At 72.6% G+C, this 25,268-nt stretch carries 27 protein-coding genes and 1 pseudogene; 17 read left to right on the top strand and 11 right to left on the bottom strand.

From position 1 onward, the window contains the following. Window positions 1-40 precede the first annotated feature (40 nt). From ACGGZK_RS11335 to ACGGZK_RS11310, 6 genes are all read left to right on the top strand, one after another. Window positions 41-727 carry a hypothetical protein gene (locus ACGGZK_RS11335; RefSeq protein WP_395242766.1) on the top strand — a complete coding sequence of 229 codons (687 nt, stop codon included), beginning with the start codon at window positions 41-43 and terminating at the stop codon, window positions 725-727. A gap of 79 nt (window positions 728-806) precedes the next feature. Further along, the gene (locus ACGGZK_RS11330; protein ID WP_395242765.1) at window positions 807-1,850 is read left to right on the top strand and encodes a hypothetical protein; all 1,044 of its coding nucleotides are present in this window, start codon (window positions 807-809) and stop codon (window positions 1,848-1,850) included. A gap of 247 nt (window positions 1,851-2,097) precedes the next feature. Continuing rightward, entirely contained in the window at window positions 2,098-2,487 is a 390-nt protein-coding gene (locus ACGGZK_RS11325; RefSeq protein WP_395242764.1) for a nuclear transport factor 2 family protein, read from the top strand. 93 nt (window positions 2,488-2,580) lie between these two features. After that, window positions 2,581-3,330: an SDR family NAD(P)-dependent oxidoreductase gene (locus tag ACGGZK_RS11320; protein ID WP_395242763.1), complete on the top strand. Its 750-nt coding sequence runs from the start codon at window positions 2,581-2,583 to the stop codon at window positions 3,328-3,330. 119 nt (window positions 3,331-3,449) lie between these two features. After that, on the top strand, window positions 3,450-4,073 hold the full coding sequence (locus tag ACGGZK_RS11315) for a TetR/AcrR family transcriptional regulator (RefSeq protein ID WP_395242762.1): 624 nt from the start codon (window positions 3,450-3,452) through the stop codon (window positions 4,071-4,073). An 89-nt stretch (window positions 4,074-4,162) separates the two neighbouring features. Further along, on the top strand, window positions 4,163-4,441 hold the full coding sequence (locus ACGGZK_RS11310) for a hypothetical protein (RefSeq protein ID WP_395242761.1): 279 nt from the start codon (window positions 4,163-4,165) through the stop codon (window positions 4,439-4,441). A gap of 15 nt (window positions 4,442-4,456) precedes the next feature. Here ACGGZK_RS11310 and ACGGZK_RS11305 read toward each other — a convergent pair whose 3' ends face one another. Continuing rightward, the gene (locus ACGGZK_RS11305) at window positions 4,457-5,317 is read right to left on the bottom strand and encodes an LLM class flavin-dependent oxidoreductase (protein ID WP_395242760.1); all 861 of its coding nucleotides are present in this window, start codon (window positions 5,315-5,317) and stop codon (window positions 4,457-4,459) included. A gap of 101 nt (window positions 5,318-5,418) precedes the next feature. Here ACGGZK_RS11305 and ACGGZK_RS11300 point away from each other — a divergent pair, with 101 nt between their 5' ends. Then, window positions 5,419-6,075, top strand: coding sequence for a heme oxygenase (biliverdin-producing) (locus ACGGZK_RS11300; RefSeq protein WP_395242759.1), 657 nt, complete (start codon window positions 5,419-5,421; stop codon window positions 6,073-6,075). Between the two features lie 186 nt (window positions 6,076-6,261). Beyond that, window positions 6,262-7,041: a DedA family protein gene (locus ACGGZK_RS11295; RefSeq protein ID WP_395242758.1), complete on the top strand. Its 780-nt coding sequence runs from the start codon at window positions 6,262-6,264 to the stop codon at window positions 7,039-7,041. 51 nt (window positions 7,042-7,092) lie between these two features. On the opposite strand, the gene ACGGZK_RS11290 is transcribed toward ACGGZK_RS11295, so the two are convergent. The 4 genes from ACGGZK_RS11290 to murI form a co-directional block, all read right to left on the bottom strand. Beyond that, window positions 7,093-8,019 carry a cation diffusion facilitator family transporter gene (locus tag ACGGZK_RS11290; protein ID WP_395242757.1) on the bottom strand — a complete coding sequence of 309 codons (927 nt, stop codon included), beginning with the start codon at window positions 8,017-8,019 and terminating at the stop codon, window positions 7,093-7,095. A 66-nt stretch (window positions 8,020-8,085) separates the two neighbouring features. Beyond that, a complete protein-coding gene (rdgB, locus tag ACGGZK_RS11285) occupies window positions 8,086-8,721 on the bottom strand; it encodes an RdgB/HAM1 family non-canonical purine NTP pyrophosphatase (RefSeq protein ID WP_395242756.1) in 636 nt (211 codons plus the stop codon). Next, window positions 8,718-9,509, bottom strand: coding sequence for a ribonuclease PH (gene rph, locus ACGGZK_RS11280; protein ID WP_395242755.1), 792 nt, complete (start codon window positions 9,507-9,509; stop codon window positions 8,718-8,720). Before rph ends, rdgB begins: the two co-directional genes overlap by 4 nt. Beyond that, window positions 9,506-10,345 carry a glutamate racemase gene (gene murI, locus ACGGZK_RS11275; RefSeq protein ID WP_395242754.1) on the bottom strand — a complete coding sequence of 280 codons (840 nt, stop codon included), beginning with the start codon at window positions 10,343-10,345 and terminating at the stop codon, window positions 9,506-9,508. Before murI ends, rph begins: the two co-directional genes overlap by 4 nt. A 63-nt stretch (window positions 10,346-10,408) precedes the next feature. On the opposite strand from murI, the gene ACGGZK_RS11270 reads away from it, so the two are divergent. Next, window positions 10,409-11,728, top strand: coding sequence for a nicotinate phosphoribosyltransferase (locus ACGGZK_RS11270; RefSeq protein ID WP_395242753.1), 1,320 nt, complete (start codon window positions 10,409-10,411; stop codon window positions 11,726-11,728). Window positions 11,729-11,780: 52 nt separating this feature from the next. Here ACGGZK_RS11270 and ACGGZK_RS11265 read toward each other — a convergent pair whose 3' ends face one another. The 3 genes from ACGGZK_RS11265 to ACGGZK_RS11255 are packed head-to-tail and all read right to left on the bottom strand — an operon-like array spanning window position 11,781 to window position 15,394. Next, on the bottom strand, window positions 11,781-12,071 hold the full coding sequence (locus tag ACGGZK_RS11265; RefSeq protein ID WP_395242752.1) for a DUF3039 domain-containing protein: 291 nt from the start codon (window positions 12,069-12,071) through the stop codon (window positions 11,781-11,783). Between the two features lie 18 nt (window positions 12,072-12,089). Then, on the bottom strand, window positions 12,090-13,664 hold the full coding sequence (locus ACGGZK_RS11260) for a hypothetical protein (protein WP_395242751.1): 1,575 nt from the start codon (window positions 13,662-13,664) through the stop codon (window positions 12,090-12,092). Continuing rightward, complete coding sequence (locus tag ACGGZK_RS11255) at window positions 13,640-15,394, bottom strand: ATP-binding cassette domain-containing protein (RefSeq protein WP_395242750.1); 1,755 nt, start codon at window positions 15,392-15,394, stop codon at window positions 13,640-13,642. Before ACGGZK_RS11255 ends, ACGGZK_RS11260 begins: the two co-directional genes overlap by 25 nt. A 272-nt stretch (window positions 15,395-15,666) precedes the next feature. Between ACGGZK_RS11255 and ACGGZK_RS11250 the strand changes: the two genes are divergently transcribed. Further along, window positions 15,667-16,359: an NTP transferase domain-containing protein gene (locus tag ACGGZK_RS11250; RefSeq protein ID WP_395242749.1), complete on the top strand. Its 693-nt coding sequence runs from the start codon at window positions 15,667-15,669 to the stop codon at window positions 16,357-16,359. Window positions 16,360-16,444: 85 nt separating this feature from the next. Here the strand turns inward: ACGGZK_RS11250 and ACGGZK_RS11245 are convergent, their stop codons facing one another. The 3 genes and pseudogenes from ACGGZK_RS11245 to ACGGZK_RS11235 all read right to left on the bottom strand — a co-directional run bounded on the left by ACGGZK_RS11245 (window position 16,445) and on the right by ACGGZK_RS11235 (window position 18,859). After that, a complete protein-coding gene (locus ACGGZK_RS11245) occupies window positions 16,445-16,984 on the bottom strand; it encodes an ECF transporter S component (RefSeq protein ID WP_395242748.1) in 540 nt (179 codons plus the stop codon). Window positions 16,985-17,094: 110 nt separating this feature from the next. Then, window positions 17,095-17,786: pseudogene (locus ACGGZK_RS11240) on the bottom strand (ABC transporter ATP-binding protein). Continuing rightward, on the bottom strand, window positions 17,783-18,859 hold the full coding sequence (locus tag ACGGZK_RS11235; RefSeq protein ID WP_395242747.1) for an ABC transporter permease: 1,077 nt from the start codon (window positions 18,857-18,859) through the stop codon (window positions 17,783-17,785). The pseudogene ACGGZK_RS11240 and the gene ACGGZK_RS11235 overlap by 4 nt, the downstream one beginning before the upstream one ends. Window positions 18,860-19,007: 148 nt before the next feature. On the opposite strand from ACGGZK_RS11235, the gene ACGGZK_RS11230 reads away from it, so the two are divergent. The 7 genes from ACGGZK_RS11230 to ACGGZK_RS11200 all read left to right on the top strand — a co-directional run bounded on the left by ACGGZK_RS11230 (window position 19,008) and on the right by ACGGZK_RS11200 (window position 25,265). After that, window positions 19,008-20,186 carry a sensor histidine kinase gene (locus ACGGZK_RS11230; protein WP_395242746.1) on the top strand — a complete coding sequence of 393 codons (1,179 nt, stop codon included), beginning with the start codon at window positions 19,008-19,010 and terminating at the stop codon, window positions 20,184-20,186. After that, window positions 20,183-20,803: a response regulator gene (locus ACGGZK_RS11225; protein ID WP_395242745.1), complete on the top strand. Its 621-nt coding sequence runs from the start codon at window positions 20,183-20,185 to the stop codon at window positions 20,801-20,803. The genes ACGGZK_RS11230 and ACGGZK_RS11225 overlap by 4 nt, the downstream gene beginning before the upstream one ends. 44 nt (window positions 20,804-20,847) lie before the next feature. Beyond that, window positions 20,848-21,648, top strand: a complete 801-nt coding sequence (locus ACGGZK_RS11220; protein WP_395242744.1) for an ABC transporter permease — start codon at window positions 20,848-20,850, stop codon at window positions 21,646-21,648. Beyond that, on the top strand, window positions 21,648-22,415 hold the full coding sequence (locus ACGGZK_RS11215; RefSeq protein ID WP_395242743.1) for an ABC transporter ATP-binding protein: 768 nt from the start codon (window positions 21,648-21,650) through the stop codon (window positions 22,413-22,415). The genes ACGGZK_RS11220 and ACGGZK_RS11215 overlap by 1 nt, the downstream gene beginning before the upstream one ends. Before the next feature lie 104 nt (window positions 22,416-22,519). After that, on the top strand, window positions 22,520-22,762 hold the full coding sequence (locus ACGGZK_RS11210; RefSeq protein WP_395242742.1) for a helix-turn-helix domain-containing protein: 243 nt from the start codon (window positions 22,520-22,522) through the stop codon (window positions 22,760-22,762). Continuing rightward, window positions 22,756-24,006, top strand: coding sequence for a type II toxin-antitoxin system HipA family toxin (locus tag ACGGZK_RS11205; protein ID WP_395242741.1), 1,251 nt, complete (start codon window positions 22,756-22,758; stop codon window positions 24,004-24,006). Before ACGGZK_RS11210 ends, ACGGZK_RS11205 begins: the two co-directional genes overlap by 7 nt. 185 nt (window positions 24,007-24,191) lie before the next feature. Beyond that, entirely contained in the window at window positions 24,192-25,265 is a 1,074-nt protein-coding gene (locus ACGGZK_RS11200; RefSeq protein ID WP_395242740.1) for a hypothetical protein, read from the top strand. Window positions 25,266-25,268 lie beyond the last annotated feature (3 nt).

Below are 25,268 nucleotides of genomic sequence, written 5' to 3'. Positions count from 1 at the left end.
ACGTCGAGGAGGAAAACCTTTCGCCGCGAACCTCGGTGCCGTGTCGCTCGATCCGTCGGAGGATGGCCGCCGGGCCGGCATCGACGCCGCCCGAGAATGGAGAACTCCCATGCCCTCCCGATCCTTCGTGCTTCGCGCGTCGGCAGCCGCCTTCGGCGGCGTCCTGCTCAGCGGAGTCGCCGGTCTGGCCGTGGCCGACGAGTACGGCAGCGACGACATCGACGTGCAGGTCGAGATCGCCGAGATCGACGAGCCAGGCACACTCGCACTCACGGTCGCCTCCGATTCGGTCCACCTGCAGGAGCAGGGGTCGACTGCGACGGTGCGCCAGTTCACCGGATCCCTCCCGTCCGTCACGGTCACCGATACCCGCGACGCCGGAGACGTCGGCACCGGATGGTACGTACTCGGAACCGCCACCGCGTTCGCGGGGAGTGCCGGACAACCCGCCATCGACGCCGGCCACCTCGGATGGACCCCGCACCTCATCGACGGCGGTGCATCCGGCTCGGTCGCCGAGGGTGAGCAGGTCGATACCATCCTCGACTCGGGACCGGACGCCGTCGGTCTCGTCGGCCAGGAACTGCTGGCCCTGCTCGCCGACCCGAGCGCCTCGACGGTCGAAGGCCAATGGACCGCGAACGCCGAGCTCTTCCTCCGCACCCCCGCATCCGTTGAACCAGGTGGATACGCCTCGACGCTGACGCTCTCCCTCTGGGAGGACTGAGTCGCGATCCCCACACAGGTCGGGGCGCGGGCGCTGCACCGCCCGCGCCCCGCGCTCAGCGCTCCGGAGGAGACGCACCATGCATGCCCGGCCCATCACCGCTCGCATCGGCCTACCCGTCGCCGGAATCCTCGGCGCGATCATCCTCTCGGCCGCGCCCGCGCAGCCTGCCGTCGCCGTCGACCCCTCCGACCCGGTGAGCTGGTCCGTCCGCGCCGCCGATGCAGACGGCCCTGACGGCCGATCCCGCATCGCAGTGGAACTCGACCCCGGCGAGGCCAGCACGGAGCGCATCGCGGTGTCCAACCTCGGCGGCGGGCCGGTCACCTTCCGCCTTGCAGCGGCGGATGGCTACACCACACCGTCCGGTCGATTCGACACGCTGCCGTCCGAACAACCGTCCGCGGACGCGGGAAACTGGATCAACCTCCCGGATTCCATCTCCGTCGAACCGGGCGAGACCGTGATCGTGCCCGTCGAGATCGTGGTACCGATCGATGCCGAACCGGGCGACCATAGCGCCGGCGTCACCGCTTCGGTCCTCCGCGCGGGAACCGGCGACGGCAACGACCTCGCCGTCGAGAGTCGCGTCGGGGTCCGCGTCGACACCCGCGTGACCGGCGAACTCCGGCCGGCACTCAGCGTCCGCGCCCCCGTCAGCGACTACGAGATCAACTGGAACCCGTTCGAGCCTGGTTCCGCATCGGTCAGCGCGGTCCTGGCGAACGACGGCAACGTCCGCCTGCACGTCTCGGGAAGCGCCACCATCGCTGGAGACTCCGCGCCGCTCGCGGGCCACGATGGCCACGCGATCGAACTTCTCCCCGGCGAGCATCGTGAGGTTCGTGTCGACCTGACATCCATCTGGCCCGTGGTGTTCGCCGTCGCCGACCTGCGAGTGGCCCCGACGGTGGTGCAGCGAGACGGTACGACGACGCCGATCGCTGCCACGACCACGGCCATCCAGGTCTGGGCGATTCCGGCCCCGCAGCTCATCGTCTCGCTCGGCCTCGCGAGCGTGATCTTCGGGCTCGTCGGCAACCGTCGACGCTCGCGCCGGCGCATGGCGAACCTGCTCGAGGCCGCACGAGCGGAAGGCCGACGTGAGGCCGCCCGGCTCTAGCAGTGGAACGGAACCGCGGCAGCGACACCACCATCCGCGGCCACCGGCTCGAGCAGGATGGCGACAACCCGGTGTGATCCCACGCCGATCCGGTGATCGGTCATACCCTTCTGTGTGGCGGAATCGTGCGGATGTTCCGCTGCTGTCCCGACTCGGCAGGAATGCGAAACGGGCTCAGTCCCTCATTCCGCACTCGACTCGCCTCGAACTCGACACTCGACTCGACCCCGCCTCGAAGGAGACATCCATGGCTTCCGTCACCGAACTCCTGAACGCCAACCTGCACGAGGTCTTCGGCAACCGCGATGCCGAGGCGCGCGGCCGGGCCGTCGAGGCGATCTACACCGACGACGTCGCGTTCACCGATCCCGAGGGCACCAGTGTCGGGCGGGCTGCGCTCGGGCAGAAAGCGGCCGCGCTGATCGATGGAGCGCCCGCCGAGTTCGGGTTCACCGCGGACGGCATCGCCTACACCGGCGACGACACGGGGGCGCTCGCGTGGGCGTTCGGCCCCGCCGGAAGCCCGGTCGTGCGCGGCATCGACATCATCACCGTCCGCGACGGCCGTATCGCCGCCATCCGCACCCTGGTGGTCCCGCTCGGAACCGGCGAGCACCTCGAGTCCCCCGAGCACTGAATTCTTTACCGCTCAGTACGGAATAGAGCGAGCGACCTCCCCGTTGGACCCGTCATAACGTACCGATCGGTACAAATAGAGATGGGATGGATCGTGGGAGACCTCGACAGCAAGATCGCGCTCGTGACGGGCGGAACCTCCGGAATCGGGCTGGCGGTCGTGCGCCGTTTCGTGCAGCACGGCGCACACGTCATCGTCACGGGACGCACCGCCGACAAGCTGGCCGCAGTGAAGGCGGAGTTCGGGGACGCCGTGACCACCGTCCGGGGCGACGTCTCGCATCTCCGCGACCTCGACGAGGTCTTCGCGGCGGTGACCGAGCGGGGCGCCGGACTCGATGCGGTGTTCGCGAACGCCGGGGGCGGGGAGTTCGCCGCCATCGAGGACATCACCTGGGAGCACTTCACCACGACGTTCGAGTCGAACGTCGGCGGCACGGTGTTCACCGTGCAGAAGGCCCTGCCGCACCTCAACCCGGGCGCCACCATCGTCCTCACGTCCTCGAACATCGACGTGAAGGGCAGCGCATCGTTCAGCGTCTATGCGGCATCCAAGGCCGCGATCCGCAGCTTCGCGCGCAGCTGGGCGGCAGAGCTGGTCGACCGTGGCATCCGGGTGAACTCGGTCGCGCCGGGGCCCATCGCGACGCCGGGGCTCAGCGGGCTGGCCGCCGAGCCCGAGCAGGCCGAGGCACTCCTGGGCGGCCTCGCCGCCGGAGTGCCGATGCGCCGTCTCGGATCCCCCGAGGAGATCGCCGACGCGGTGCTGTACCTCTCCTCTCCGAAGAGCTCGTACATGACCGGCGCGGAGCTCTACGTCGACGGAGGTGCGAGCCAGATCTGACGCCCGACGGCTGCGCGCCGAGCCGCTGTCGCAGCTCGGCGCGCAGCCGCTCATCGCGGCGATCCGACGTCGCCGGTCCCGTACGTTGGGAGCACCTGACGGGCAAAGGGAGGTCTCACATGGCGACCAGGGGCCGCCCACGCGAGTTCGACGTGGACGAGGCACTCGACCGGGCCATCGAGGTGTTCTGGCGGCAAGGCTACGAGGGCACCAGCCTGAGCGACCTGACCGACGCCATGGGCATCAACCGCCCGAGCCTCTACGGCGCCTTCGGCAGCAAGGAAGGCGCGTTCAAGCTCGCCGTCGACCGGTACGCCCGCGTCGACATGGCGTACGTCGACGACGCCCTCGCCGAGCCGACCGCCTTCGAGACCGCGCGACGGTACCTCCTCGACAACGTCGACGCCATCACGACCCCGGGGCGTCCACCGGGCTGCCTCTCCATCCAGGGCGGACTCACGAGCGCACCCCAGGACGCGGCGATCGTCCGCTACCTCGAGGAACGCCGCGCGGAAGGCGAGGCCCGGTTCGCGGCGCGCTTCGCCGCCGCCATCGAGGCCGGCGATCTCGCCGCCGACGAGGATCCGCGGGAACTCGCGCGCTTCCTCAACACGATCTCCGCGGGCCTCGCCGTGCAAGCCGCGGCCGGCGCGCGTCGAGCGGACCTGAGGCAGGTGGCCCTCCGGGCGCTGCGGGCGTTCCCCCGAACACCGGACAACGCCCGCGACGGCGACCGCGACTGAACACACCGCTACGTCCGCGCTCTCGTTGGCGTGTCGCGCCGATCACGCCTACACTTTCGAACATACGTTCGAACAAGGCGAGGTTCCCCATGCAGGCGAAGAAGCGCTCCGAACCCGTCGCCGTCTGGCTCGACGCCGTCGGCCAGCCTGCGCGGCTCGTCTTCCACGGCGCCCGGTTCCGCGTCATCGACACGCCCACGCCGCTCCCGCGTCATCCCGAGTGGCCGTCGGGCATCACGCATCCCCCGGCCGACGTGGTACTCGCGCCCGGGTGGCGAGTGACGGGTCGGAGCGAGGGCGCCGAACTCCTGGTCTTCGACCTCCGGCTCGAACCCGACGGCTGGGTGGCCGAGGCGATCTTCGCGTAGGCATGGCCGGGCGGATCACCCGCGGGGCGGCCCCGCCGCGATCCGTTCCCGCGCGTACGCCTCGATGCGCTCGCGCGGCACCGACCAGTCGCTCTCGAGCCACCAGTTCACGCCCACGTCGGCCCAGCGCCGCACGGCGGCCGCGTCGGCGGAGGCATCCGTGCCGCTCGTCGTGCCCTCCTGCGTGACGTCGAACGGCTGGTCGGCGAGGCCGAGGCGCTCGCGCTCCGCGCGCAGCCAGGCGATCGCGTCGGCGGCGACCTCGGGCGTGTAGCCGGATGCCTCGGGCGTGACGTCGGCGCCGGGCGGGGCGAAGTTCGGGATCCAGCCGTCGGCGGAGGCGAGGCGCCGCATGGACTTCGGCCGTGGCCAGACGCCGACGACCCAGGTGGTGATGCGCGGCTGCTGCACGGGCGTGGGCGGGATCATCTGCGAGGTCGCCTTCGCGTGCCAGTGCGTGCCCGCGAAGTCGGATGCCTCGCCCCGCCACATGCGCTGGATCAGCTCGAGCGACTCGTCGAGTTGCTCGGCGCGCACCCGACGGCCGGGGTCGTCCTCGAAGAGCCAGAACCGCTCCTCGGCCGACTGGGGCACCCCGAGCCCGGCCGAGAGGATCACCCGCCCGCCGCTCAGGCGATCGACCGTCATGGTCTGCGAGGCGAGCTCCCACGGGCGCCGCCGCGGCACCGGCGTGAGCATCGTGCCGAGCCGGATCGTCGACGTGCGCACCGCGGCGGCCGCCAGCACCGACCACGGATCGGTCGCCCAGACGCCCTCCCAGACGAAGAACGCGTCCCACCCGTTGCGCTCGGCGAGCTCGGCCAGTTCGACCGCGAGCACGGGGTCGTCGCCCGGATAGATGAATCCGTATCGCATGAGCCGAACGCTACGCCCCGCCTCCGACACGCTTGCGATCGGCCGTCGAGGCCATACGATGTGAGGTAAGCCTTACCAAACCCCACAACCGAGAGGCGCTCATGTCGATCGCTCCCCCCACGACGGCCCCCGCCACCGCGACCGAGCCGCTCGACGTCGCCGCCCTCGTCCGCGCCGCGTCGGCCGATGACCACCGCGCCGCAGAGACCCGCGGCTTCATCACCGCGCTCATGGGCGGCGAGCTCTCGCTCGACGACTACACCCGCTACCTCGCCCAGTTCGCCTGGGTCTACGAGGCGCTCGAATCGCGCGGCTCCCGTGCCGGCGACCCCGAGGTGTTCGACCCGGCCCTCGCCCGGCTCGCCGCCATCGAGGCCGACCTCGACGCGCTCGGGGCATCCGACTGGCGCGAGACCCACCCGGCGCTGCCCGCGACCGCCGCCTACGCGGCGCACCTGCGCGCGGTCGCCGACGACGACGTGCGCTACCTCGCGCACCACTACACCCGGTACCTCGGCGACCTCTCGGGCGGCCAGGCCATCGCCGCACTCGTCGCGCGCCACTACGGCGCGACGCCCGAGCAACTCGGCTTCTACCGCTTCGACCTCGGCGAGGACGGCCCCGTGCGCTACAAGCGCAAGTACCGCGCCGCCATGAACGCCCTCGCACTCCAGCCGACCGAGGTCGACCGCCTCGTCGCGGAGGTGCGCGAGTCGTTCCGCTACAACAGCGCCATCTTCGAGGCGCTCGCGGCCTGACCGCGGCACCCGCCCACGAGGGTGCAGGTGACGGATGCCCCGGCGGTGCGAACCGCCGGGGCATCCGCGTCATCCCATCGGATGATTCCGGGCTCCCACCGGGGCGCGCCCCACCGCGGCTCGGTAGACTGCTCGCACACCGCCGCCAGTGACGCGGCCCCGCCGCGTCCGACGACAGGAGCTCCCTTGATCCACACCGCGCTGATCCCGTGGCTCGACCCCGAGGGGATCATCCAGGCGGCCGGCCCGTGGGCGCTGCTCGTGGTCTGCGCGATCATCTTCGCCGAGACCGGCCTGCTCATCGGCTTCCTGTTCCCCGGCGACACGCTCCTCGTCATCTCCGGCCTGCTCTCGCACCCGCTGTCCGGCTCCGAGCACGGCGTGTTCGGCATCTCGGTGTGGTGGGTCGCACTGCTCATCGGCCTCGCGGCGTTCGTCGGCGGCGAGGTCGGGTACTACATCGGCCACAAGGCCGGCCCGTCGATCTTCGAGCGCAAGGAATCGGGGCTGTTCAGCGTCAAGAACGTCGAACGCACCAACGCGTTCTTCGACCGATTCGGCGGCCTGACCATCATCCTCGCCCGCTTCGTGCCGATCGTGCGCACGTTCGCGCCCGTCGCCGCGGGCGTCGGCCACATGGCCAAGGGCAAGTACACGCTGTACAACCTCATCGGCGCGGTGCTCTGGGGCTTCGGCCTCACGATGTTCGGCTACGCGATCGGATTCATCCCGTTCGTCGGCGACTTCGTCAAGGAGTACATCGACCTCATCCTGCTCGCCGCCGTCGGCGGCACCGCCCTCGTCACCCTCTGGCACTACCTGCGCGAGCGGTCGAAGGCGAAGAAGGCCGAGGCCGCCGGCGAGGACGTCGTCACCGACCACGACGAGGCGCAGCACCTCGTGCTCGACCCCGACGTGTTCGAGCACGGCGGCCACCCCGACGACGACCGGCCGAACCAGCGCTGACCCACCGCCGCCGACTCGCGCCGGTCCACGCACGGCTGGGCCCCGCACCGCTCAGGCGTGCGACGGATGCTCGTGCGCCGCGTGCTCGGCCGACTCGAGCTGGAACGTCGAGTGCGCCACGTCGAAGTGCTCCTCGAGGCACTCGCCGAGCTGCGTGAGCAGGCACCCGCGCCGCTCCCCCACCAGCTCCTCGGGCTCGGCCACGACGTGGGCGCTGAACACGTGCGCCCCGGTCGTGATCGCCCACACGTGCACGTCGTGCACGTCGATGACGCCGGGCGTGCCGAGGATGTGGGTGCGGATCTCGGCCACGCTCGTCTCCGCGGGGACGGCCTGGCTGAGCACCCGCATCACGTCGCGCAGCAGCAGCACGGCCCGCGGCACGATGAGCGCCGCGATCGCGAGCGACGCGATCGGGTCGGCCGCATCCCACCCGGTCGCGAGCACCACGCCCGCGGCGGCGATGACGAGTACGGACCCGATCGTGTCTCCGAGCACCTCGAGGTAGGCGCCGCGCACGTTGATCGACGCGGATGCCCCGCCGCGGAGCACCAGCAGCGCCGCGATGTTCGCCGCGAGGCCGAGCACCGCGACCACGAGCATCAGCCCGCCCTCGACCTCGTGGGGCTCGCCCGAGGCATCCCCCACCAACCGGCCGATCGCGCCGACCGCGACCGTCGCGGCGACCACGAGCAGGATCACGCCGTTCACCAGCGCGCCGAACACCTCGAACCGCTGGAACCCGTACGTCTGTCGGTCGGTCGCGGGCCGCGCCGCGACGACCGCCGCGATGAGCGCGATGACGAGTCCGACGAGGTCGCCCGCCATGTGCCCGGCGTCGGCGAGGAGCGCGAGCGACCCGCTCAGGAGCCCGCCGACCACCTGCGCGACGAGGAAGGCGCCGATGATCGCGATCGCGATCACCAGGCGCGTCCGGTTGGCGGATGCCCCGTGCGAATGCCCGTGCGAATGACCCATGGTCCTTCGATGGTAGGCGCGGATCGACCGCATCCTCCCTGATCGAAGTGGGAACGACTAGCGTTCTCAGCCGAGCTCGGCGAGCACCGCCTGGAGCTGCGGGATGAGTGCCTCGAACGCCCGGCCGCGGTGGCTCTCGGCGTTCTTCTCGTCGGGTCGCAGCTCGGCCGCGGTCACCTCGCGGCCGTCGGGCTCGAAGATCGGGTCGTACCCGTGCCCGTAGGAGCCGCGCGGCTCGTACGAGATCGACCCGGCCCACTCGCCCTCGGCGAGGAACTCGCGCGGCTCCGAGCCATCCGCCCCCGGCACCACCAGCGCGATCGTGCAGTGGAAGTGGGCGTTGCGGTTCGGCCGCCGCACGTCGCCGAGCTGCGCGAGCAGCAGCCGCAGGTTGGCGTCGGCGTCGGCGTGCGTGCCCGACCAGCGCGCGGAGAAGATGCCCGGCGCCCCGCCCAGGATGTCGACGCACAGGCCCGAGTCGTCGGCGAGGGCGATGCGCCCGGTGTGCGCGACCGCGGCACGCGCCTTGATCAGCGCGTTCTCGGCGAACGTGGTGCCGTCCTCGACGGGCACCGGGCCCTCGTACGGCAGCACGACGAGGCCGGGGATGCGCGCGCCCAGCATGCGCTGGAACTCGGCGACCTTGCCCTGGTTGTGCGTGGCGAGGACGAGCTCGATCGGCTGGTCGGCCACCGCGCTCACGCCCCCGCCGCCGCGGCCTGCTCGGCGAGCACGGCGGCCTGGATGCGGGTGAGCTCGGCGTTGCCGGCGAGCGCGAGGTCGAGCAGCGAGTCGAGCTCGCGCCGGTCGAACGGCGCGCCCTCGGCGGTGCCCTGCACCTCGACGAAGAGCCCGCGCCCGGTGGCGACGACGTTCATGTCGGTCTCGGCGCGCACGTCCTCGACGTAGGCGAGATCGAGCATGGGCGTGCCGTCGATGATGCCCACCGACACGGCCGACACGGAGTCGATGAGCGGCCGCGCCTTCTGGCCGATGAACTTCTTTCCGCGCGCCCACTCGATCGCGTCGGCGAGGGCGACGTAGGCGCCCGTGATCGCCGCGGTGCGGGTGCCGCCGTCGGCCTGGAGCACGTCGCAGTCGATCTGGATGGTGTTCTCGCCGAGGCCCTTCGTGTCGACCACGGCGCGCAGGCTCCGGCCGATGAGCCGGCTGATCTCGTGCGTGCGGCCGCCGATGCGGCCCTTCACGCTCTCGCGGTCGTTGCGCGAGTTCGTCGAGCGGGGCAGCATCGCGTACTCGGCCGTGATCCAGCCCTTGCCCGAGCCGTTCATCCAGCGGGGCACGCCGTTCGTGAAGCTCGCGGTGCACAGCACCTTCGTGCCGCCGAACGAGATGAGCGCGCTGCCCTCGGCGTGCGCGCTCCAGCCGCGCTCGATGGTCACCGGGCGCAGGGCGTCGGGCGCGCGGCCGTCGGCGCGGACGATCGCGGGGATCTCGGATGCCTCGGGGCGGTCGGATGCGTCGGTCATCGGGTCTCCTGTCGACGGTGGCTGGGCAGGGTGATCGCGCCGGTGTGCACGAGCTCGACGCTCGGGATCTCGGGGGCGATGAGGCGGTGGGCGAGGTCGAGGAACGCGCTCGTCGAGCCGCCCGTCGCCTCGTAGCGGTAGGTGGGCGGTGCGGGCGACCGGCGCTCGAGGCCGCCGCCGACGAGCACGCGGTAGACGTCGTTCGCGGTCTCGACGTCGCTCGAGACGAGTGACACCTGCTCGCCCATGACGTAGGAGATCGCGCCCTTCAGGAACGGGTAGTGCGTGCAGCCGAGCACGAGCGTGTCGACCTCGGCTCGCTTCAGCGGCGCCAGGTACTCCTCGGCGACGGCGAACAGCTCGTCGCCGCTGGTGATGCCGGCTTCGACGAACTCGACGAACCGCGGACAGGCCTGCGTGAACAGCTCGAGGTGCGGGGCCGCGGCGAACGCGTCCTCGTAGGCGCGGGACTGGATCGTGCCGACCGTGCCGATCACGCCGACCCGGCCGTTGCGGGTCGTCGCGACCGCACGCCGCACGGCGGGCTGGATCACCTCGACCACGGGCACGTCGTAGCGCTCCCGCGCGTCGCGCAGCATGGCCGCCGAGGCGGTGTTGCAGGCGATCACGAGCATCTTCACGCCCTGCTCGACGAGGTCGTCGAGGATGGCGAGCGAGTAGCCGCGGACGTCGGCGATGCGCTTCGGCCCGTAGGGCGAGTGCTCGAGGTCGCCGATGTAGAGGATCGACTCGTTCGGCAGCTGGTCCTTCACGGCCCGGGCGACGGTGAGCCCGCCGACGCCGGAGTCGAAGATCCCGATCGGTGCGTCCGTCACGAGTGTCAAGCCTAGACGCTCGGATGCCCCGCCCCGCCGCGGGCAGTCGATAGGCTCGGGGTCGTGACCGGGTCAGCTGCGCTCCTCACCGACCGCTACGAGCTCACGATGGTGGATGCCGCGCTCGCCGACGGCACCGCCCACCGCGAGAGCCTGTTCGAGGCGTTCGCGCGCCGCCTGCCCGACGGCCGTCGCTACGGCGTGGTGGCCGGCACGGGCCGCCTCCTCGAGCTCGTGGAGCGGTTCCGCTTCGGCGACGCCGAGCTCGAGTGGCTCCGCGAGGCCGGGTTCCTCCGCCCCGCGACCCTCGACTGGCTCGCCGACTACCGGTTCTCCGGGGACATCTGGGGCTACCGCGAGGGCGAGGCCTACTTCCCCGGCTCGCCGCTCGTGACCGTGCAGGGCACCTTCGCCGAGGCGGTCGTGCTCGAGACGGTCATCCTCTCCGTGCTGAACCACGACTCGTCGGTCGCGAGCGCCGCGGCGCGCATGGTGTCGGTCGCCCTCGGCCGCCCGCTCGCCGAGATGGGCTCGCGGCGCACCGGCGAGCAGTCGGCGATCGCGGCCGCCCGGGCGGCGTACGTCGCCGGGTTCGACGCGACGAGCAACCTCGAGGCCGGCCGCACCTGGGGCATCCCGACGATGGGGACCGCCGCGCACGCGTTCACGCTGCTGCACGACGACGAGGAGGCCGCGTTCCGTGCCCAGGTCGACGCGCTCGGCCCCGGCACGACGCTCCTCGTCGACACCTACGACATCGCGCAGGGCGTGGAGCTCGCCGTACGGGTGGCGGGGCCCGCGCTCGGCGCCGTCCGCATCGACTCCGGCGACCTGCCGGCCGTCGTGCAGTCGGTGCGCGACCAGCTCGACGCGCTCGGCGCCGTGAACACCCGCATCACCGTCACCAGCGACCTCGACGAGTACACGATCGCCGCCCTGTCGGGCTCCCCCGTCGACTCGTACGGCGTGGGCACCTCGGTCGTCACCGGCTCGGGGCATCCGGCCGCGGGCATGGTCTACAAGCTCGTCGCCAGGCGCGACGACGCCGGCGAGTGGGTCTCGGTCGCGAAGGCCTCGGCGGCGAAGGCGAGCGTCGGCGGCCGGAAGGACGCGGCCCGGCGGCTCGACTCGACGCGCACCGCGCGGGAGGAGCTCGTGTACGTCGGCGACGGGCCCGGCGGGGAGCCGGAGTTCGAGCCCGGCGAGCAGCTGCGACCGCTGATGGCGCACCTCATGGCCGGCGGGGAGGCCGACCCGGCGTTCACCGGACCGGCCGGAACGCGCGCCGCACGCGAGCATCGCGCGGCCGTGATGCAGGAGCTGCCGATCGAGGCGTTCCGCCTCGGGCGCGGCGAGCCGGCGATCCCGACGACGTACCGCTGAGCACGGCTGGGTCTCGATACGGCGCTTCGCGCCTACTCGACCACCAACGCGACTACTCGCGCTTCATCCGCTCGTAGATCTCCTTGCAGCTCGGGCACACCGGGAACTTCTCGGGGTCGCGGCCCGGCGTCCACTTCTTGCCGCAGAGCGCCTTCACCGGCTTGCCCGTGATGGCCGACTCGAGGATCTTCTCCTTCTTCACGTAGTGCGAGAAGCGCTCGTGGTCGCCCGGCTCGAAGTGCTGCTCGTCCTCGAGCAGTTTCTCGAGCTCGCGGTCGAGCACGGACGTGCCGCCGCCGGGCGTGTCGGGGTCGGCGATGCTGGCACGCGGGGTGAAGGGCATGCGCCCGATTCTACGCGGCTATGCCCGCAGCGAGGCCGCGAGGATCTCGGGCCCGCGGCGATCGACGACCCGCCCCCCGACGAGGATGCCGAGCACCAGCACGAGGATGCCGAGCACGGTTCCCGACACGAGCGCCGCGAGGTGCCACGACGGGTCGTCGAGGACGCCGAGCACGCCGAACACGATCGTCGGGGCCGTGATGACGAGCGAGCCGACCAGCGTCACGGACTGCACGAGGGCCGACATCGTGCCGCTCGACTGCGGCTGCTGGAAGGGGCTGTCGCCCGGCTTCGCGGCCGGGTACGGGAACCTGGCCGAGCTGATCGCGCCGACGCCGAGCCCCGTCAGGAGCAGGCTCGCGCTCACGCCGATGAGCGACGGCACCAGTCGCCAGTCGTCGATCACGACCGCGGTCACCGCGCTGCCCACGCCGATGACGATGATGCCCACCACCAGCACGGGCAGGATTCGTCCGAACCGGTCGGCGGCCCCGCGCATGCCCGACGCGACGTGCAGCCAGATCGCCGTCGAGTCGAACGCGGTGTCGTTGTGCAGCAGCCAGCCGAGGAACAGCGAGATGAGCGGCACCGGTACGAGCGGCAGGTAGGTCGTCGGCACGCCGGCGAGCGTGAGCACCACGATGACGAGCACCGGCATGATCGGCAGCATCACGAGCGAGACCCAGTAGCGGGCATCGCGGAACCAGTAGGTGAGCGACCTGGCCGCGATCGCGCCGGTCGCGGTGCCTGGCATCCGGTCGAACCATCCGAGCCCGCGGTAGTGCTTCGTCGAAGCCGCGCGGCCGGGGCTGACGAGCATGCGCCGCACGAGGCCCTGCCAGGCGAGCCAGATGAGCCAGACCGTCGCGGCGGCGATGAGGAACTTCAGCAGCGCACCGCCCCAGTCGCCCGAGGCCGCGTCGCCGGGCGAGGCGAACGCCGCGCCGAGCGGCGTCCACGACAGCACCTCGGCGATCGACTCGAGCACGCGCAGGCCCGAGGTCTGCCAGTCGATCGTGGCGAGCAGGGCGATCGCCGGGGCGAGCACGACGAGGAGCAGCACGGCGAGGGCGCCCGTGACCTCGCGGGCCCGGCGGGTGGCGAGCAGCAGCGACGCCAGGCCGGTGGTCACGCGCGCGATGAGCACGCACGTGAGGAAGGCGAGGGCCGCGCCGAGGACGGCGAACATGATCTCGCCCGGGCCTCGGCTCCAGGTGACGATCGTGCCGACGAGCACGATCGCGAGCACCACGGACGGCACGCCGATGAGCGCAGCCAGCGCGAGCCCGAACGCGATCCGCCGGTCGGGCAGCCCGAAGAGCGCGAAGCGACGCGGGTCGAGGGTGTCGTCGACGCCGAACAGCAGCGGGAGGATCGTGAAGCCGAGCACGGTCGCCGAGCCGCCGACGACGAGGATGTCGCGGATGAGCGAGACATCCTCCGACAGGCGCAGCCCGACGAGCGCGCCGAACAGCAGCACGGCTGCGAAGAGCCCGTAGGCGAGGCCCAGGACGATGCCGACGACCTGCCAGGGGCTGCGCCGGAAGATGTTCGCGAGGAGCTGGAGCTTCAGTCGGAGAAACTGTGCAGCCATTCCATCCCCTCTGCCGCCTTGCGCCCGCCGGCGAGCTCCACGAACCGGTCCTCGAGCGTCTGCCCCAGTCGCACCTCGTCGAGCGTGCCCGACGCGAGGATGCGCCCGGCGACGACGATGGCGACGGAGTCGCACACGCGCTCGATGAGGTCCATGCCGTGGCTCGACAGCAGCACGGTGCCGCCGCCGGCCACGTACCGCTCGAGGATCTCGGTCAGGTTCGCCGCGGACACCGGGTCGACGGACTCGAACGGCTCGTCGAGCACCAGCAGGCGCGGGGAGTGGATCATCGCGCAGGCCAGCGCGATCTTCTTGGTCATGCCCGCCGAGTAGTCGGCGACGAGCCGGTCGATCGCGTCCTCGAGGCCGAACGCCTGGACGAGGTCGGCACTGCGCTCGCGCACCGTGCGGGAGTCGAGCCCCCGCAGGATGCCCGAGTAGTAGAGGAGCTGCGCACCGGTGAGCCGGTCGAACAGCCGCAGCCGGTCGGGCAGCACGCCCGTGGCGTGCTTCGCGGCGACCGGGTCGGCCCACACGTCGATGCCGTGGATGCGCACGGTGCCGGCGTCGGGCCGCAGCAGCCCGGTGATCATCGACAGCGTCGTGGTCTTGCCGGCCCCGTTCGGGCCGACGATGCCGAAGAACGACCCCGCCTTCACGTCGAGCGAGACGTGGTCGACGGCGGTGTTCGCGCCGAACCGCTTCTCGAGGCCCGCGACCTCGAGCACGGTCGGGGCGTCGGCGGCCGGGGCGGCCCGTGCGACGCGCAGCGTGCGCGGCTTCCGCGGCTTCGGCGCGCGGGGCGTGGTGACGACGACGGCTGCGGCCGCCGCGGCGGCGGCTGCGTCGGGCTCGGCGTGCGGTTCGGCCTCCGCGAGCGCGGCGGGCTCGGCCGCGGGAGCGGCGGATGCCTCGGGCTCGACAGATGCCTCGGGCTCGGCCGACTCGACGGATGCCTCGGGCTCGGCAGGCGTCTCGGGTTCGGCGGGCGCCTCAGACTCGGCAGGCGTCTCGGGTTCGACGGCCTCGGCGGGCGTCTCGACCTCGACCGGGGCCGCGACCTCCGCCGGGGCATCCGCCTCGACGGGGGCGGTCGCCGCCGCGGCGATGAACGCCGTCTCAGCCGCCGCGGCCGCCTCGGGCACGACCGCGGCCGGCGCCTCGGGCTCGTGGCGAGGGGCCCGCTCGGCGGCGGTGGTCTCGGTGGTGAGGGCGGCGGCGACCCGCTGCCGCCGCTTCGTCTCGGTCGACGCGGCCCGGGTGCGGCTGCCCGCGCTCGTCGTGCTGCCCGCCGCGGCCGACGAGGCGGCCGAGCGGGTCGACTTGGCGGCTCCGCCGCGCGCCGCGGCGGACTTCGCCGAGGCCTCCTTCGAGGCGGCGGTGCGCTTCGACGTGGTCGCGCCGGTAGTGGCGCCGGTCGCGCCCGTCGCGGCGGGCTTGCGCGGTGCGCGGGGCTTCCGGGGAGCCGGCGTCTCGGATGCGGAGGCGTCGGCGGTGCCGGCGTCGGGAGCCGCGGCGGATGCGTCGGCCGCGGTCGCCGGCTTCGGTCGCGTCGTCCCGCGGGCGGTGGTGCGGCCGGCCGTCGCGGCCTTCGCGGCCGGACGTGCCGACCCCGTCGAGCGCGTGCGCGGCGCTGGACGCGTGGCACCGTCCCCAGGTTCGGCCTTGTCCCCCGAGCCGGTGCCTCCGCGAGCTCCGTCCTCAGGATTGGAACGCGAAACAGAAGTCACCCCGCCACGCTACCAACCCGACCCGGTTTCGTGCGCTTCCGGCGGTATCCGGGCGTCGCGCGGCCCCTCGCGGTAACCTGACCGGGTACTGGGCATCAGGTCACGATCCGAGCACGACGGCACGCTCGGGCTGCGCGTTCGGAGGGGCGTTCGGTAGGCTGGCCCAGGCATAACGGCGTGTCCACATGTGAACTTACGGGTGAACGGGCGGCGAACTCCGGTCGAAACGATCGAGTGGCGCGGCCCGCGCATCCGCCATTGAAGGAGATGCAGTGACCACCCAGATCGTGATTCTCGCAGCCGGCATGGGGAGCCGGCTCGGGCGTTCCCTCCCCAAGCCGCTCACCGAGCTCAGCGACGGCCGCACCATCATGCGCCAGCAGTTCGACAACATCGAGCACGCGTTCGGCGCCAACGCCGCCGTGACGATCGTCGTCGGCTACAAGCTCGAGCACATCATCGAGGCGTTCCCGCAGGCGTCCTTCGTCTACAACGAGGAGTACGACCAGACGAACACCTCGAAGTCGCTCATGCGCGCCCTCGCTGCCTCGCAGCCGGGCGGCGTGCTCTGGATGAACGGCGACGTCGTCTTCGACCCGCGCATCCTCGACCGCGCCCTGCCGTTCATCGCGCGCGACCAGTCGTTCGTGACCGTGAACCACGCGAAGGTCTCCGACGAGGAGGTCAAGTACACGGTCAGCGCCGAGGGCTACGTCAAGGAGCTGTCGAAGACCGTGAAGGGCGGCCTCGGCGAGGCCGTCGGCATCAACTACATCTCGTCGCGCGACAAGGCGACGTTCCTCGCGCACCTCCGGCGCGTCGGCGACCAGGACTACTTCGAGCGCGGCCTGGAGCTCGCGATCGAGAAGAACGGCCTGCTCGTCGAGCCGATGGACATCTCCGACCTGTACGCGGTCGAGATCGACTTCGCGGAAGACCTGGAGCGCGCGAACCACTTCGTGTGATCGCAACACCACCACAGCAGGAGAGCGGATGCCGGGAGGCATCCGCTCTTCGCGTCTGGGGCGGCTCAGGCCGGGCGCGCGCCGGTCAGGCGCGCGCCCGCGCGACGCCGGTGCGCTCGAGGGCCTTCGCGATGAGGCGGCCGATCCAGACGAAGAACGGCGGGCTGACCACCCAGCACAGCAGGGCGACGACCCAGGCCCACCACGCGTAGTGCTCGGCGCCCATCGCGAAGAACACGGCGAGGCCGAGCAGCGCGCCGGCGACCGCGCCCGACACGTAGAACAGCCAGGCGTCCCACCGGCGGTACCGGGTGAGGAGGAACGGCAGTTCGAGCAGCGCGCCCACGAGCAGCCCGGTCGCGACGTACCGCCAGAACCACTGCGGCGCGAACGCTGCGCCGACGAGGCCCGCGATGAAGCCGGTCAGCACCGCGGTGCCCGGGCGGCGCAGCAGGGCGAACGCGACGACGCTCGGCAGGAAGTGCGCGCCGATGGTCAGGCCGTAGAGCATCGGCCCGAACGCGGAGAACAGCAGTGCGAGGTACCCGGCCGGGCCGGCGACGAGGCCGCCGCCCACGCCGATCGCGGCGCAGCTCAGCAGGATGCGGGTACTCGTGCGCGGCAACGGGGGCTCCTTCGACGGGGACGGGCCGCCGACGCGACCCCGTCCAAATCTACCGCCGCTCGGACGCCCCGCCGGAAGCCCGGCCACCCGCAGGCGGCCGGGCCCGAAGGTCAGCGTGCCGCCTCGCGCGCGGTGATCCGACCGTCGACGACGGTGACCAGCTCGTCGAGCGAGGGCCGGTGCACGAGGTCGTGCGTGACCAGCAGCGTCGCCGTGCGCCGCTCGTGGGTGAGGTCGGCGATGAGCCCCATGATCGCGGCCCCCCGCTCCTGGTCGAGCGCGCTCGTCGGCTCGTCGACGAGGAGCACCCGCGGGTCGTGCACGAGGGCGCGGGCGATCGCGACGCGCTGGCGCTGGCCGCCCGAGAGCTGCGCCGGTCGCTTGTCGGCATGGTCCGACAGCCCGACGGCGTCGAGGAGGCCGTCGACGCGATCGCGGATGGCCCGCCTCGCCTCGCGGCGCCCCGCTCCCCGAGCTCGCCGACGACCTGCAACTGCTCGCGGGCGGTGAGCGCCGGCAGCAGGTTCGACTGCTGGAACACGATCCCGATGCTGCGCCGGCGGAGTTCGGTCGCCCGGTCGCGGGAGAGGGACGAGGCGAGGTGGCCGTCGATGACGACCCGGCCGGAGTCGGGCCGGATGAGCGCCGCGGCGACGGCGAGGATGCTCGACTTGCCGGAACCGGACGGCCCGGTGATGCCGGTCACGACGCCCGGGTGCGCGGTGAGCGAGACGCGGTCGACGGCGGTCACGCGGGAGGCGCCGTCGGGGAAGGTGAGGGTGACGTCGTCGAGGGTGATCATCGGTTGCTCCCGAGTGCGGTGAGGGGGTCGGCGGCGGTCACGGTGCGAAGGGCGACCGCCGCGCCGGCGAGGCCCAGCACGGTCATCGCGATCGCCGGGACCACGGTGGTCAGGGGGTCGAGGAGGAAGGGGAGGGCACCCTGGGCGAGCGTGCCGAGGGCGACGACGACGAGCATCCCGGCGCCGATGCCCGCGACGAGCACGATGAGCGCCTGCCCGAGCGAATCGGCCACGAGCGTGCGCGTGGAGGCGCCGAGCGCCTTGAGGACCGCGATGTCGTTCGCCCGCTGCATCGTCCAGACGGTGAAGAACGCGCCCACCACGAGCGCCGAGATGCCGAACAGCATCGCGACCATGAGCCCGAGGGACCCGATCTCGGAGCGGAACGTCTCGAGTGCGGCGAGCGACGCGAGCGGGGTCGACGCGGTCGTGCCGCTCGCGGCACCGACGGCGTCCCAGTCGGGATGCCCCGTCACGGCGAGCACCGTCGGCTCGCCGTCGCCGCCCGCGCGACGGTCGGCGTCGGCCCAGGCGTCGGGGGTCATCGCGACCGCCGGGGTGTGGCTGTACCAGGCGTCGCCGCCGACGGCCTCCACGCGATAGGCGGTGCCGAGCACGGTGACCTCGTCGCCGACGTCGACGCCGAGCTCGCTCGCGGCCCCCGCCGAGAGTCCCACGCCGTCGTCGGACGACGGCGCGAGCCGGGTCAGCGTGGTCGGAGCGGCACCGGCCGGGAGGCCGAACAGGGCGACCCCGGTCGTGGAGCCGCCGACCTCCGCGCGGGCCTGGGCGATGCCGACCGGCACGACGGCGTCGACGCCGGCCGCGTCGCGCCAGGCCGTGACCTGTCCGTCGTCGAGGCGGGACTCGGCGAAGCCCGCCGAGCCGTCGGCCGGCTGTTCGAGCACGAGCCGGTCGCCGGGCAGGGCGAGCACCGCCGACACGTTCTGCGCGGCGAGGCCGCCGGTGAGTCCGGCGAGGAAGCCGACGAGCACGGTGATGAGGGCGACGACGGTGCCGATGAGGAGGAAGCGGCCGCGGGCGAAGCGCAGCTCCCGCAAGGCGACGAACACGGAGGTCCTTTCCGGGCCGGAGCGATTCCGCGCCCGCATCCCACGCTCGTCGCATGCGGCCGCGATGCCATCGTGGGCACGATGGAACCTCCGATCGAACTTTCGGATGATGCTCGCGATCAGGTTGGCTTCGTACGCTGGTCGGGTCATGCCCCACTCCACGCTCACCCCGGTCTTCGTCGGCCTCCGTACCGGGCTCCACCTCCTCGTCGCCGCGATGCTCGGCCTCGTCGTCGTGCGCCTCCTCGTCACCGACGCGCCGGGCACGCCGGCTGGGCTCGTGCTCTGCGTCGCCTTCGCCGTCGTCTACGGCCTCGGCGCCTGGATCCGGCGGGTGCCGTCGACCGCACGGTCGCTCGCCGCGGCAGGGTGGATCGCCGCGCTGACGGCCATCTGGATCGCCCTCGTCGCCGGCGTACCCGACGCGGCGTACCTCGTCTTCCCGCTCTTCTTCCTCTACCTCCACGTGCTGCCGCGTGCCTGGGGGCCGATCGCGGTGCTCGCGGCGACCGTCGTCGCGGTCGTCGCCCTCGGACTGCACGGCGGCTTCACGGTCGGCGGCGTCGTCGGTCCGTTCGTCGGCGCCGCGGTGGCGCTGCTCATCGGGCTGGGCTACCGGGCACTCGCCCGCGAGGCGGCGGAGCGCGAGGCGATGCTGGCCGAGCTCGTCGCGACCCGCGACCGCCTCGCCGCGACCGAGCGCGAGCAGGGCCGGCTCGCCGAGCGCGCCCGCCTCGCGCGGGAGATCCACGACACCGTCGCGCAGGGCCTGTCGAGCATCCAGATGCTCCTGCACGCGGCCGAGCGGGCCGACGGCGAACGGCCCGGCATCGAGCACGTGCGCCTCGCGCGGGCGACGGCGGCCGAGGGGCTCGCCGACACGCGCCGCTTCATCCGCGAATGGGCGCCGCCGTCGCTCGAGGACGGGCTGGGCGCGGCGCTGCGCCGGCTGGGCGGGGCGGGACCCGCGGTCGCGGGGCTCGAGGTCGAGGTCGACGCGCCCGATGCGGTCGACCTGCCGATGCCCGTGCAGTCGGCCCTCCTGCGCATCGCCCAGGGCGCGGTGGCGAACGTCGTGCAGCACGCGCGGGCGACCCGCGCCGGGATCCGCCTCGACGTCGACGGCGACCGGGCGACCCTCGGCATCACCGACGACGGCGTCGGGTTCGACCCGGGCCCGGCGCTCGCCGACCGCACGGGATCCGACTCCTTCGGCCTCCGCGCGATCGCCGAGCGCACGGCCGAGCTCGGCGGCGACCTGCGCGTCGACTCGGCGCCCGGCCACGGCACCACGCTGACCGTCACGATCGACGGGAGCCGCGCATGATCCGCATCCTCATCGCCGACGACCACCCCGTCGTGCGCGCAGGCATCCGCGCCCTCCTCGACGGCGAGGACGGCCTCGTCGTCGTCGGCGAGGCCGCCACCGCCGACGAGGCCGTGTCCCTGGCCGCGACGCTCGCGCCCGAGCTGGTACTCCTGGACCTCCAGTTCACCGACGGCCCCGGCGGTGCCGACGCGGCCCGACGCATCCGCTCGACCGAGGCGGCGCCGTACGTGCTCGTCCTCACCAACTACGACACCGACGGCGACATCCTCGGCGCGATCGAGGCCGGCGCGAGCGGCTACCTGCTGAAGGACGCCCCGCCGGCCGAGCTCGTCGCGGCGGTGCGCGCCGCCGCCGTCGGGGAGAGCGCGCTCGCGCCCGCGATCGCGGGACGCATCATGGCCCGCATGCGGGCCCCGCGCGTCAGCCTGTCGGCCCGCGAGATCGAGGTGCTCGCCCTCGTCGCCGACGGCGCGTCGAACGCGCAGGTCGCGGCACGCCTCCACATCACGGATGCCACGGTCAAGTCGCACCTCGTGCACGTGTTCGCGAAGCTCGGCGTCACGTCGCGCACCGCGGCCGTCGCCGCCGCCCGATCGCTCGGGGCGCTGCGCTGAGTCGCGTTGCGGAGGTGGGTGTCCGTGCAGCCTACGATGAGAGCGTGACGAGCTACGCCGAGACGCATCCGCTGCAGCGGACGCGGTGGGGACGCTACCGGCACTCGCTCTGGCTGCTCACCACGCGCGACCTGAAGGTGCGGTATTCGACCTCGGCGCTGGGCTACGTCTGGTCGGTGCTCGACCCGCTCGTCATGGCCGGGATCTACTGGTTCGTCTTCACCCAGGTGTTCGACCGGTCGGTCGGCCAGGTGCCGTACATCGTCTTCCTGCTGTCGGCGCTGCTGCCGTGGATGTGGTTCAACGGCGCCGTGTCCGACTCGACCCGCGCCTTCCTGAAGGACGCGAAGCTCGTGCGGTCGACGATGATCCCGCGCACCATCTGGGTGAACCGCATCGTGCTCTCGAAGGGCATCGAGTTCCTGCTCTCGCTGCCCGTGCTCGCGCTCTTCGCGATCGTGTTCGGGGCGCAGGTGTCGTGGGCGCTGGTGCTCTTCCCCCTCGGCATCGTGATCCAGGCCGTGCTGACGGCCGGGGTCTGCCTCATCGTCGCACCGCTGGTCGTCTTCTTCCGCGACCTCGAGCGGGCCGTGAAGCTCGTACTGCGCTTCCTCTTCTACGCGTCGCCCGTCATCTACGGCACCGCCGACCTGCCCGAGGGCTTCCAGTTCTGGGCGGCGTTCAACCCGCTCAGCGGCGTGTTCAGCCTCTACCGCGCGGGCTTCTTCCCGCGCGAGCTGAACTGGTTCGACATCGGGATGTCGGCCGTCATGTCGCTCGTGCTGCTCGCCATCGGCCTGTGGGTCTTCCGCCGGTCGGAGCGCCAGGTGCTGAAGGAGATCTGATGAGCGTGGCATCCGACGCGTCGACGACCTCCGGCATCGCGATCCGCGTGGACGGGCTCGGCATCCGGTTCCGTCGCAACCGCCGCGGTCGCCGTTCCTTCAAGGACCTGCTGGCGGGACGCAAGCGCCGTACCCGACCCGGCGAGTTCTGGGCGCTCCGCGACGTCACCGTCGAGGTGCGCCAGGGCGAGGCGATCGGCGTCGTCGGGCGGAACGGCCAGGGCAAGTCGACCCTGCTGAAGCTCGTCGCCGGCGTCATGGTCGCCGATGAGGGCACCGTCGAGATCACGGGCGGGGTCGCCCCGCTCATCGAGATCACCGGCGGGTTCGTCGACGACCTCACCGTGCGCGACAACGTCTACCTGACCGCGGGCCTCCACGGCATGTCGAAGGCGCAGATCGACGGCCGCTTCGACGAGATCATCGACTTCGCCGAGATCGCCGACTTCGTCGACACCCCGTACAAGCACCTGTCGAGCGGCATGAAGGTGCGCATCGCGTTCGCCGTCATCTCGCAGCTCGAGGAGCCGATCCTGCTCGTCGACGAGGTGCTCGCCGTCGGCGACAAGGCGTTCCGCGAGAAGTGCTACGCCCGCATCGATGAGCTGCTCGCGGGCGGTCGTACCCTGTTCTTCGTGTCGCACAACGAGCGCGACCTCCGGCGCTTCTGCACCCGCGGTCTCTACCTCGACAGGGGCGCGCTCGTGATCGACGGCCCGATCGACGAGGTCCTCGACCGGTACAACGCCGACTACGGCACGCACTGACCTCGGCCGAACCGGCACGATCGCTCCGATTGTGCGTGCTTCGCGCGCCAAGGTGCGCTAGCATGGCCGTCAATCAGCACGATCGCGCCGATTTGGAGGGCCCGATGGCGAACACCGATGACGCCCTGGCGAGGTCCCCCGAGGCCTCCGCCCTGCGTGTCGGCCGAGCGCTGCGAGCGCGGCGCAAGGAACTCGGCGCGACGCAGGAGGAGCTCGCCGAACTCGCCGGCGTCTCCACCCGGTTCATCGGAGCGCTCGAGCGCGGCAAGCCGACCGCCCGCTTCGATCACGTGGCCGCCGTGGCGCTCGCACTCGGCGTCGACATCGAGGTGACGCCCACGTGGTGATCGAGCGTCGAGCCACCGTCGTGAAGGGCGACCGCCCCGCCGCGACGCTGACGCGCACGCGCGAGGGCGTCGAGTTCGCCTATCGCGCCGACTATCTCGCCGATCCCGCCAACCGCCCGGTCGCAACGACGCTCCCGCTGACCGACACCCCGGTGCGCACCGCCTCCGGCGCCGTCCCGCCGTTCTTCGCGGGCCTGCTGCCCGAGGGCCGGCGCCTCAGCACGCTGCGGCGGCGCGTGAAGACCTCCGCCGACGACGAGTTCGGCCTGCTCGTCGCGGTCGGCGGCGACACGATCGGCGACGTGCACGTCGTGGCCGAGGACGCCGCCGATGGTGGCGCCGACGACGGCGCCGACGACGGCGGCGCGCGCGAGGCGTCCACTCCCGGGGCATCCGATGCCAGCGGCCTGACGGTCGACCGCGACTTCTCCGAGATCTCGTTCGCCGACGTGCTCGCCGACGGCGGCCTCGTGGCGCTGCCTGCACTCGCAGGCGTGCAGGAGAAGACGTCGGCGCGGGTGATCAGCCTGCCGGTGCGTCGCCGCGGCGAGCGCTTCATCTTGAAGCTCGACCCACCCGAGTACCCGCACCTCGTGGAGAACAAGGCCTTCTTCCTCGGGGCCGCCCGCGCCGCCCGGCTGCCGGCCGTCGCCGCGGGGATCGTCCGCGACCGGGACGGCGTTCCGGGACTCCTGGTCACGAGGTTCGATCGGGTGCCCGGCACCGCCGATGCGCCGATACCGCTCGCCGTCGAGGATGCCGCGCAGGTGCTCGGCATATGGCCGGCCGACAAGTACACCGTGTCGTTCGAGGAGGCGGCCGCGGCGCTGCTGGCGCACACGCCCGGGCGGGCGATCGCCGCACGGGACCTCCTCCGGCAGCTCGCGTTCGCCTGGCTCACCGGCAACGGCGACCAGCACGCGAAGAACCTGTCGATCGCGCAGACCTCCGGCGGGGAGTGGCGGCTCGCGCCCGCCTACGACCTGCCGTCGACGTTCCCGTACGGCGATGCCACCTTGGCGCTGGAGGTCGCGGGGCGCGACGTGCTGACGCGAGCGGGCTTCGCGTCGGCGGGTGCCCGCCTGGGGCTCCCCGAAGCTTCGGTCGCGCGAGCGGCGCGGTGGGCGATCGATGCCACGGCGGGGCTCGCCGCGCGGCTCGAGGGCGGCGCGCTGCCGTTTCCCCCGCGCACGGCGGCGAAGCTCGCCCGCCTCATCGGGCGACGTCGCGACGAGTTCGGGTGAACGGGGCGAACCCTCGCCACCGGCACGATCGTGCCGATGCGATCCCCCTCGCGCGTGGAGGCCCCCGGGGAGCCGTCGTTCGGCACGATCGTTCCGAAGCGCGTCGGCACCGGCGACGGTCGCAGCCCGGACCGGGTGCCGTCAACCCGCAGCATCCGCCCGGTTCCCCCGCCTAGGATCACCGCATGGCCGATCGAGTCCACCGGATCACCTCGATGGGGTCGGATGCCCCGAGCGAGTCGCCGACCGCCGAGGGCGGTCCCCAGCCCGGGCAGGCTCCCGGCGGGGCCGCGTTCGACGACGGCCGCGCCTACGGGCTGGAGCGCACGATCGACCGGGTGCTGGCGATCCAGCGCCCCGTGGTGCTCGCGCACCTGCGGGGTATCCGTCGCCGATACCCGGCCGCGACCCCCGAGGACCTCGTGCGCATCCTCGAGAAGCGCTACCTCGCGGCCGTCACCACGGGCGGCGCCGCGGTCGGCGCGACCGCCGTCATCCCGGGCATCACGACCGGCGTGACGCTCGCGCTCTCCGGCGTCGAGACCGCCGGGTTCCTCGAGGCGACCGCGCTGTTCGCCCAGTCAACCGCCGAGGTGCACGGCATCCCCGTCGAGAACCCCGACCGCGCCCGCGCGCTCGTGATGACGCTCATGCTCGGGCAGGAGGGCAGCGACCTCGTGCGGCAGTTCGCCTCGCAGGCGACCGGGGCGGGCGTCGCCCGCAACGTCTACTGGGGCGAGCTGATCACCAACACGCTGCCGAAGGCCGTCGTCGGCACCGTCGCCGACAGCCTGCGCCGCACGTTCGTGAAGCAGTTCGCGGTGCGCGGCGGCGGCAGCTTCATCGGCAAGGCGCTGCCGTTCGGCATCGGTGCCGCGATCGGCGGCGTCGGCAACCACGTGCTCGGCCGGCGGGTGCTCACGCAGTCACGGCTCGCGTTCGGGCCGCCGCCGGCGACGGTGCCGCTCGACCTGGAGCCGCGGGAGGGCGGCGGCATGATCGCCGGGGCGGCGGGCGCCACCGGGCGCGGACTCGTGCGCGCGGGCTCGGTGGTCGGGCGCGCGGTCACCGCGCCGGCCCGACGGCTCCGAGCGCTGGGCGCGGCGCGACGCGGCGCCCCGGATGCCCCAGACGAAACGGATGCCGCGGGCGGAGCGGATGCCGTGTCAGGCACGGATGCCTCGGTCGTCGACCCGGGGGCCGGTCCCACCGACCCGACGGAGCGGACGGACCCGACGGACCCGCCGCGGCGCGGCTGACCG

It is taken from the genome of Agromyces sp. MMS24-K17 (genome assembly GCF_043950245.1).
In the GTDB taxonomy this organism is placed as follows: Bacteria; Actinomycetota; Actinomycetes; order Actinomycetales; family Microbacteriaceae; genus Agromyces.
Note: the sequence above shows the minus strand (reverse complement) of the source record. Positions and strands in the feature narration are given on the sequence as shown.

Bases quoted from the DNA above. Each gene is read 5' to 3' on its own strand.
- ACGGZK_RS11330 (WP_395242765.1), top strand. From the start codon at position 807: ATGCATGCCCGGCCCATCACCGCTCGCATCGGCCTACCCGTCGCCGGA.
- ACGGZK_RS11325 (WP_395242764.1), top strand. From the start codon at position 2,098: ATGGCTTCCGTCACCGAACTCCTGAACGCCAACCTGCACGAGGTCTTC.
- ACGGZK_RS11315 (WP_395242762.1), top strand. From the start codon at position 3,450: ATGGCGACCAGGGGCCGCCCACGCGAGTTCGACGTGGACGAGGCACTC.
- ACGGZK_RS11310 (WP_395242761.1), top strand. From the start codon at position 4,163: ATGCAGGCGAAGAAGCGCTCCGAACCCGTCGCCGTCTGGCTCGACGCC.
- ACGGZK_RS11305 (WP_395242760.1), bottom strand. From the start codon at position 5,317: ATGCGATACGGATTCATCTATCCGGGCGACGACCCCGTGCTCGCGGTC.
- ACGGZK_RS11300 (WP_395242759.1), top strand. From the start codon at position 5,419: ATGTCGATCGCTCCCCCCACGACGGCCCCCGCCACCGCGACCGAGCCG.
- ACGGZK_RS11290 (WP_395242757.1), bottom strand. From the start codon at position 8,019: ATGGGTCATTCGCACGGGCATTCGCACGGGGCATCCGCCAACCGGACG.
- rph (WP_395242755.1), bottom strand. From the start codon at position 9,509: ATGACCGACGCATCCGACCGCCCCGAGGCATCCGAGATCCCCGCGATC.
- ACGGZK_RS11265 (WP_395242752.1), bottom strand. From the start codon at position 12,071: ATGCCCTTCACCCCGCGTGCCAGCATCGCCGACCCCGACACGCCCGGC.
- ACGGZK_RS11260 (WP_395242751.1), bottom strand. From the start codon at position 13,664: ATGGCTGCACAGTTTCTCCGACTGAAGCTCCAGCTCCTCGCGAACATC.
- ACGGZK_RS11230 (WP_395242746.1), top strand. From the start codon at position 19,008: ATGCCCCACTCCACGCTCACCCCGGTCTTCGTCGGCCTCCGTACCGGG.
- ACGGZK_RS11225 (WP_395242745.1), top strand. From the start codon at position 20,183: ATGATCCGCATCCTCATCGCCGACGACCACCCCGTCGTGCGCGCAGGC.
- ACGGZK_RS11215 (WP_395242743.1), top strand. From the start codon at position 21,648: ATGAGCGTGGCATCCGACGCGTCGACGACCTCCGGCATCGCGATCCGC.
- ACGGZK_RS11210 (WP_395242742.1), top strand. From the start codon at position 22,520: ATGGCGAACACCGATGACGCCCTGGCGAGGTCCCCCGAGGCCTCCGCC.
- ACGGZK_RS11200 (WP_395242740.1), top strand. From the start codon at position 24,192: ATGGCCGATCGAGTCCACCGGATCACCTCGATGGGGTCGGATGCCCCG.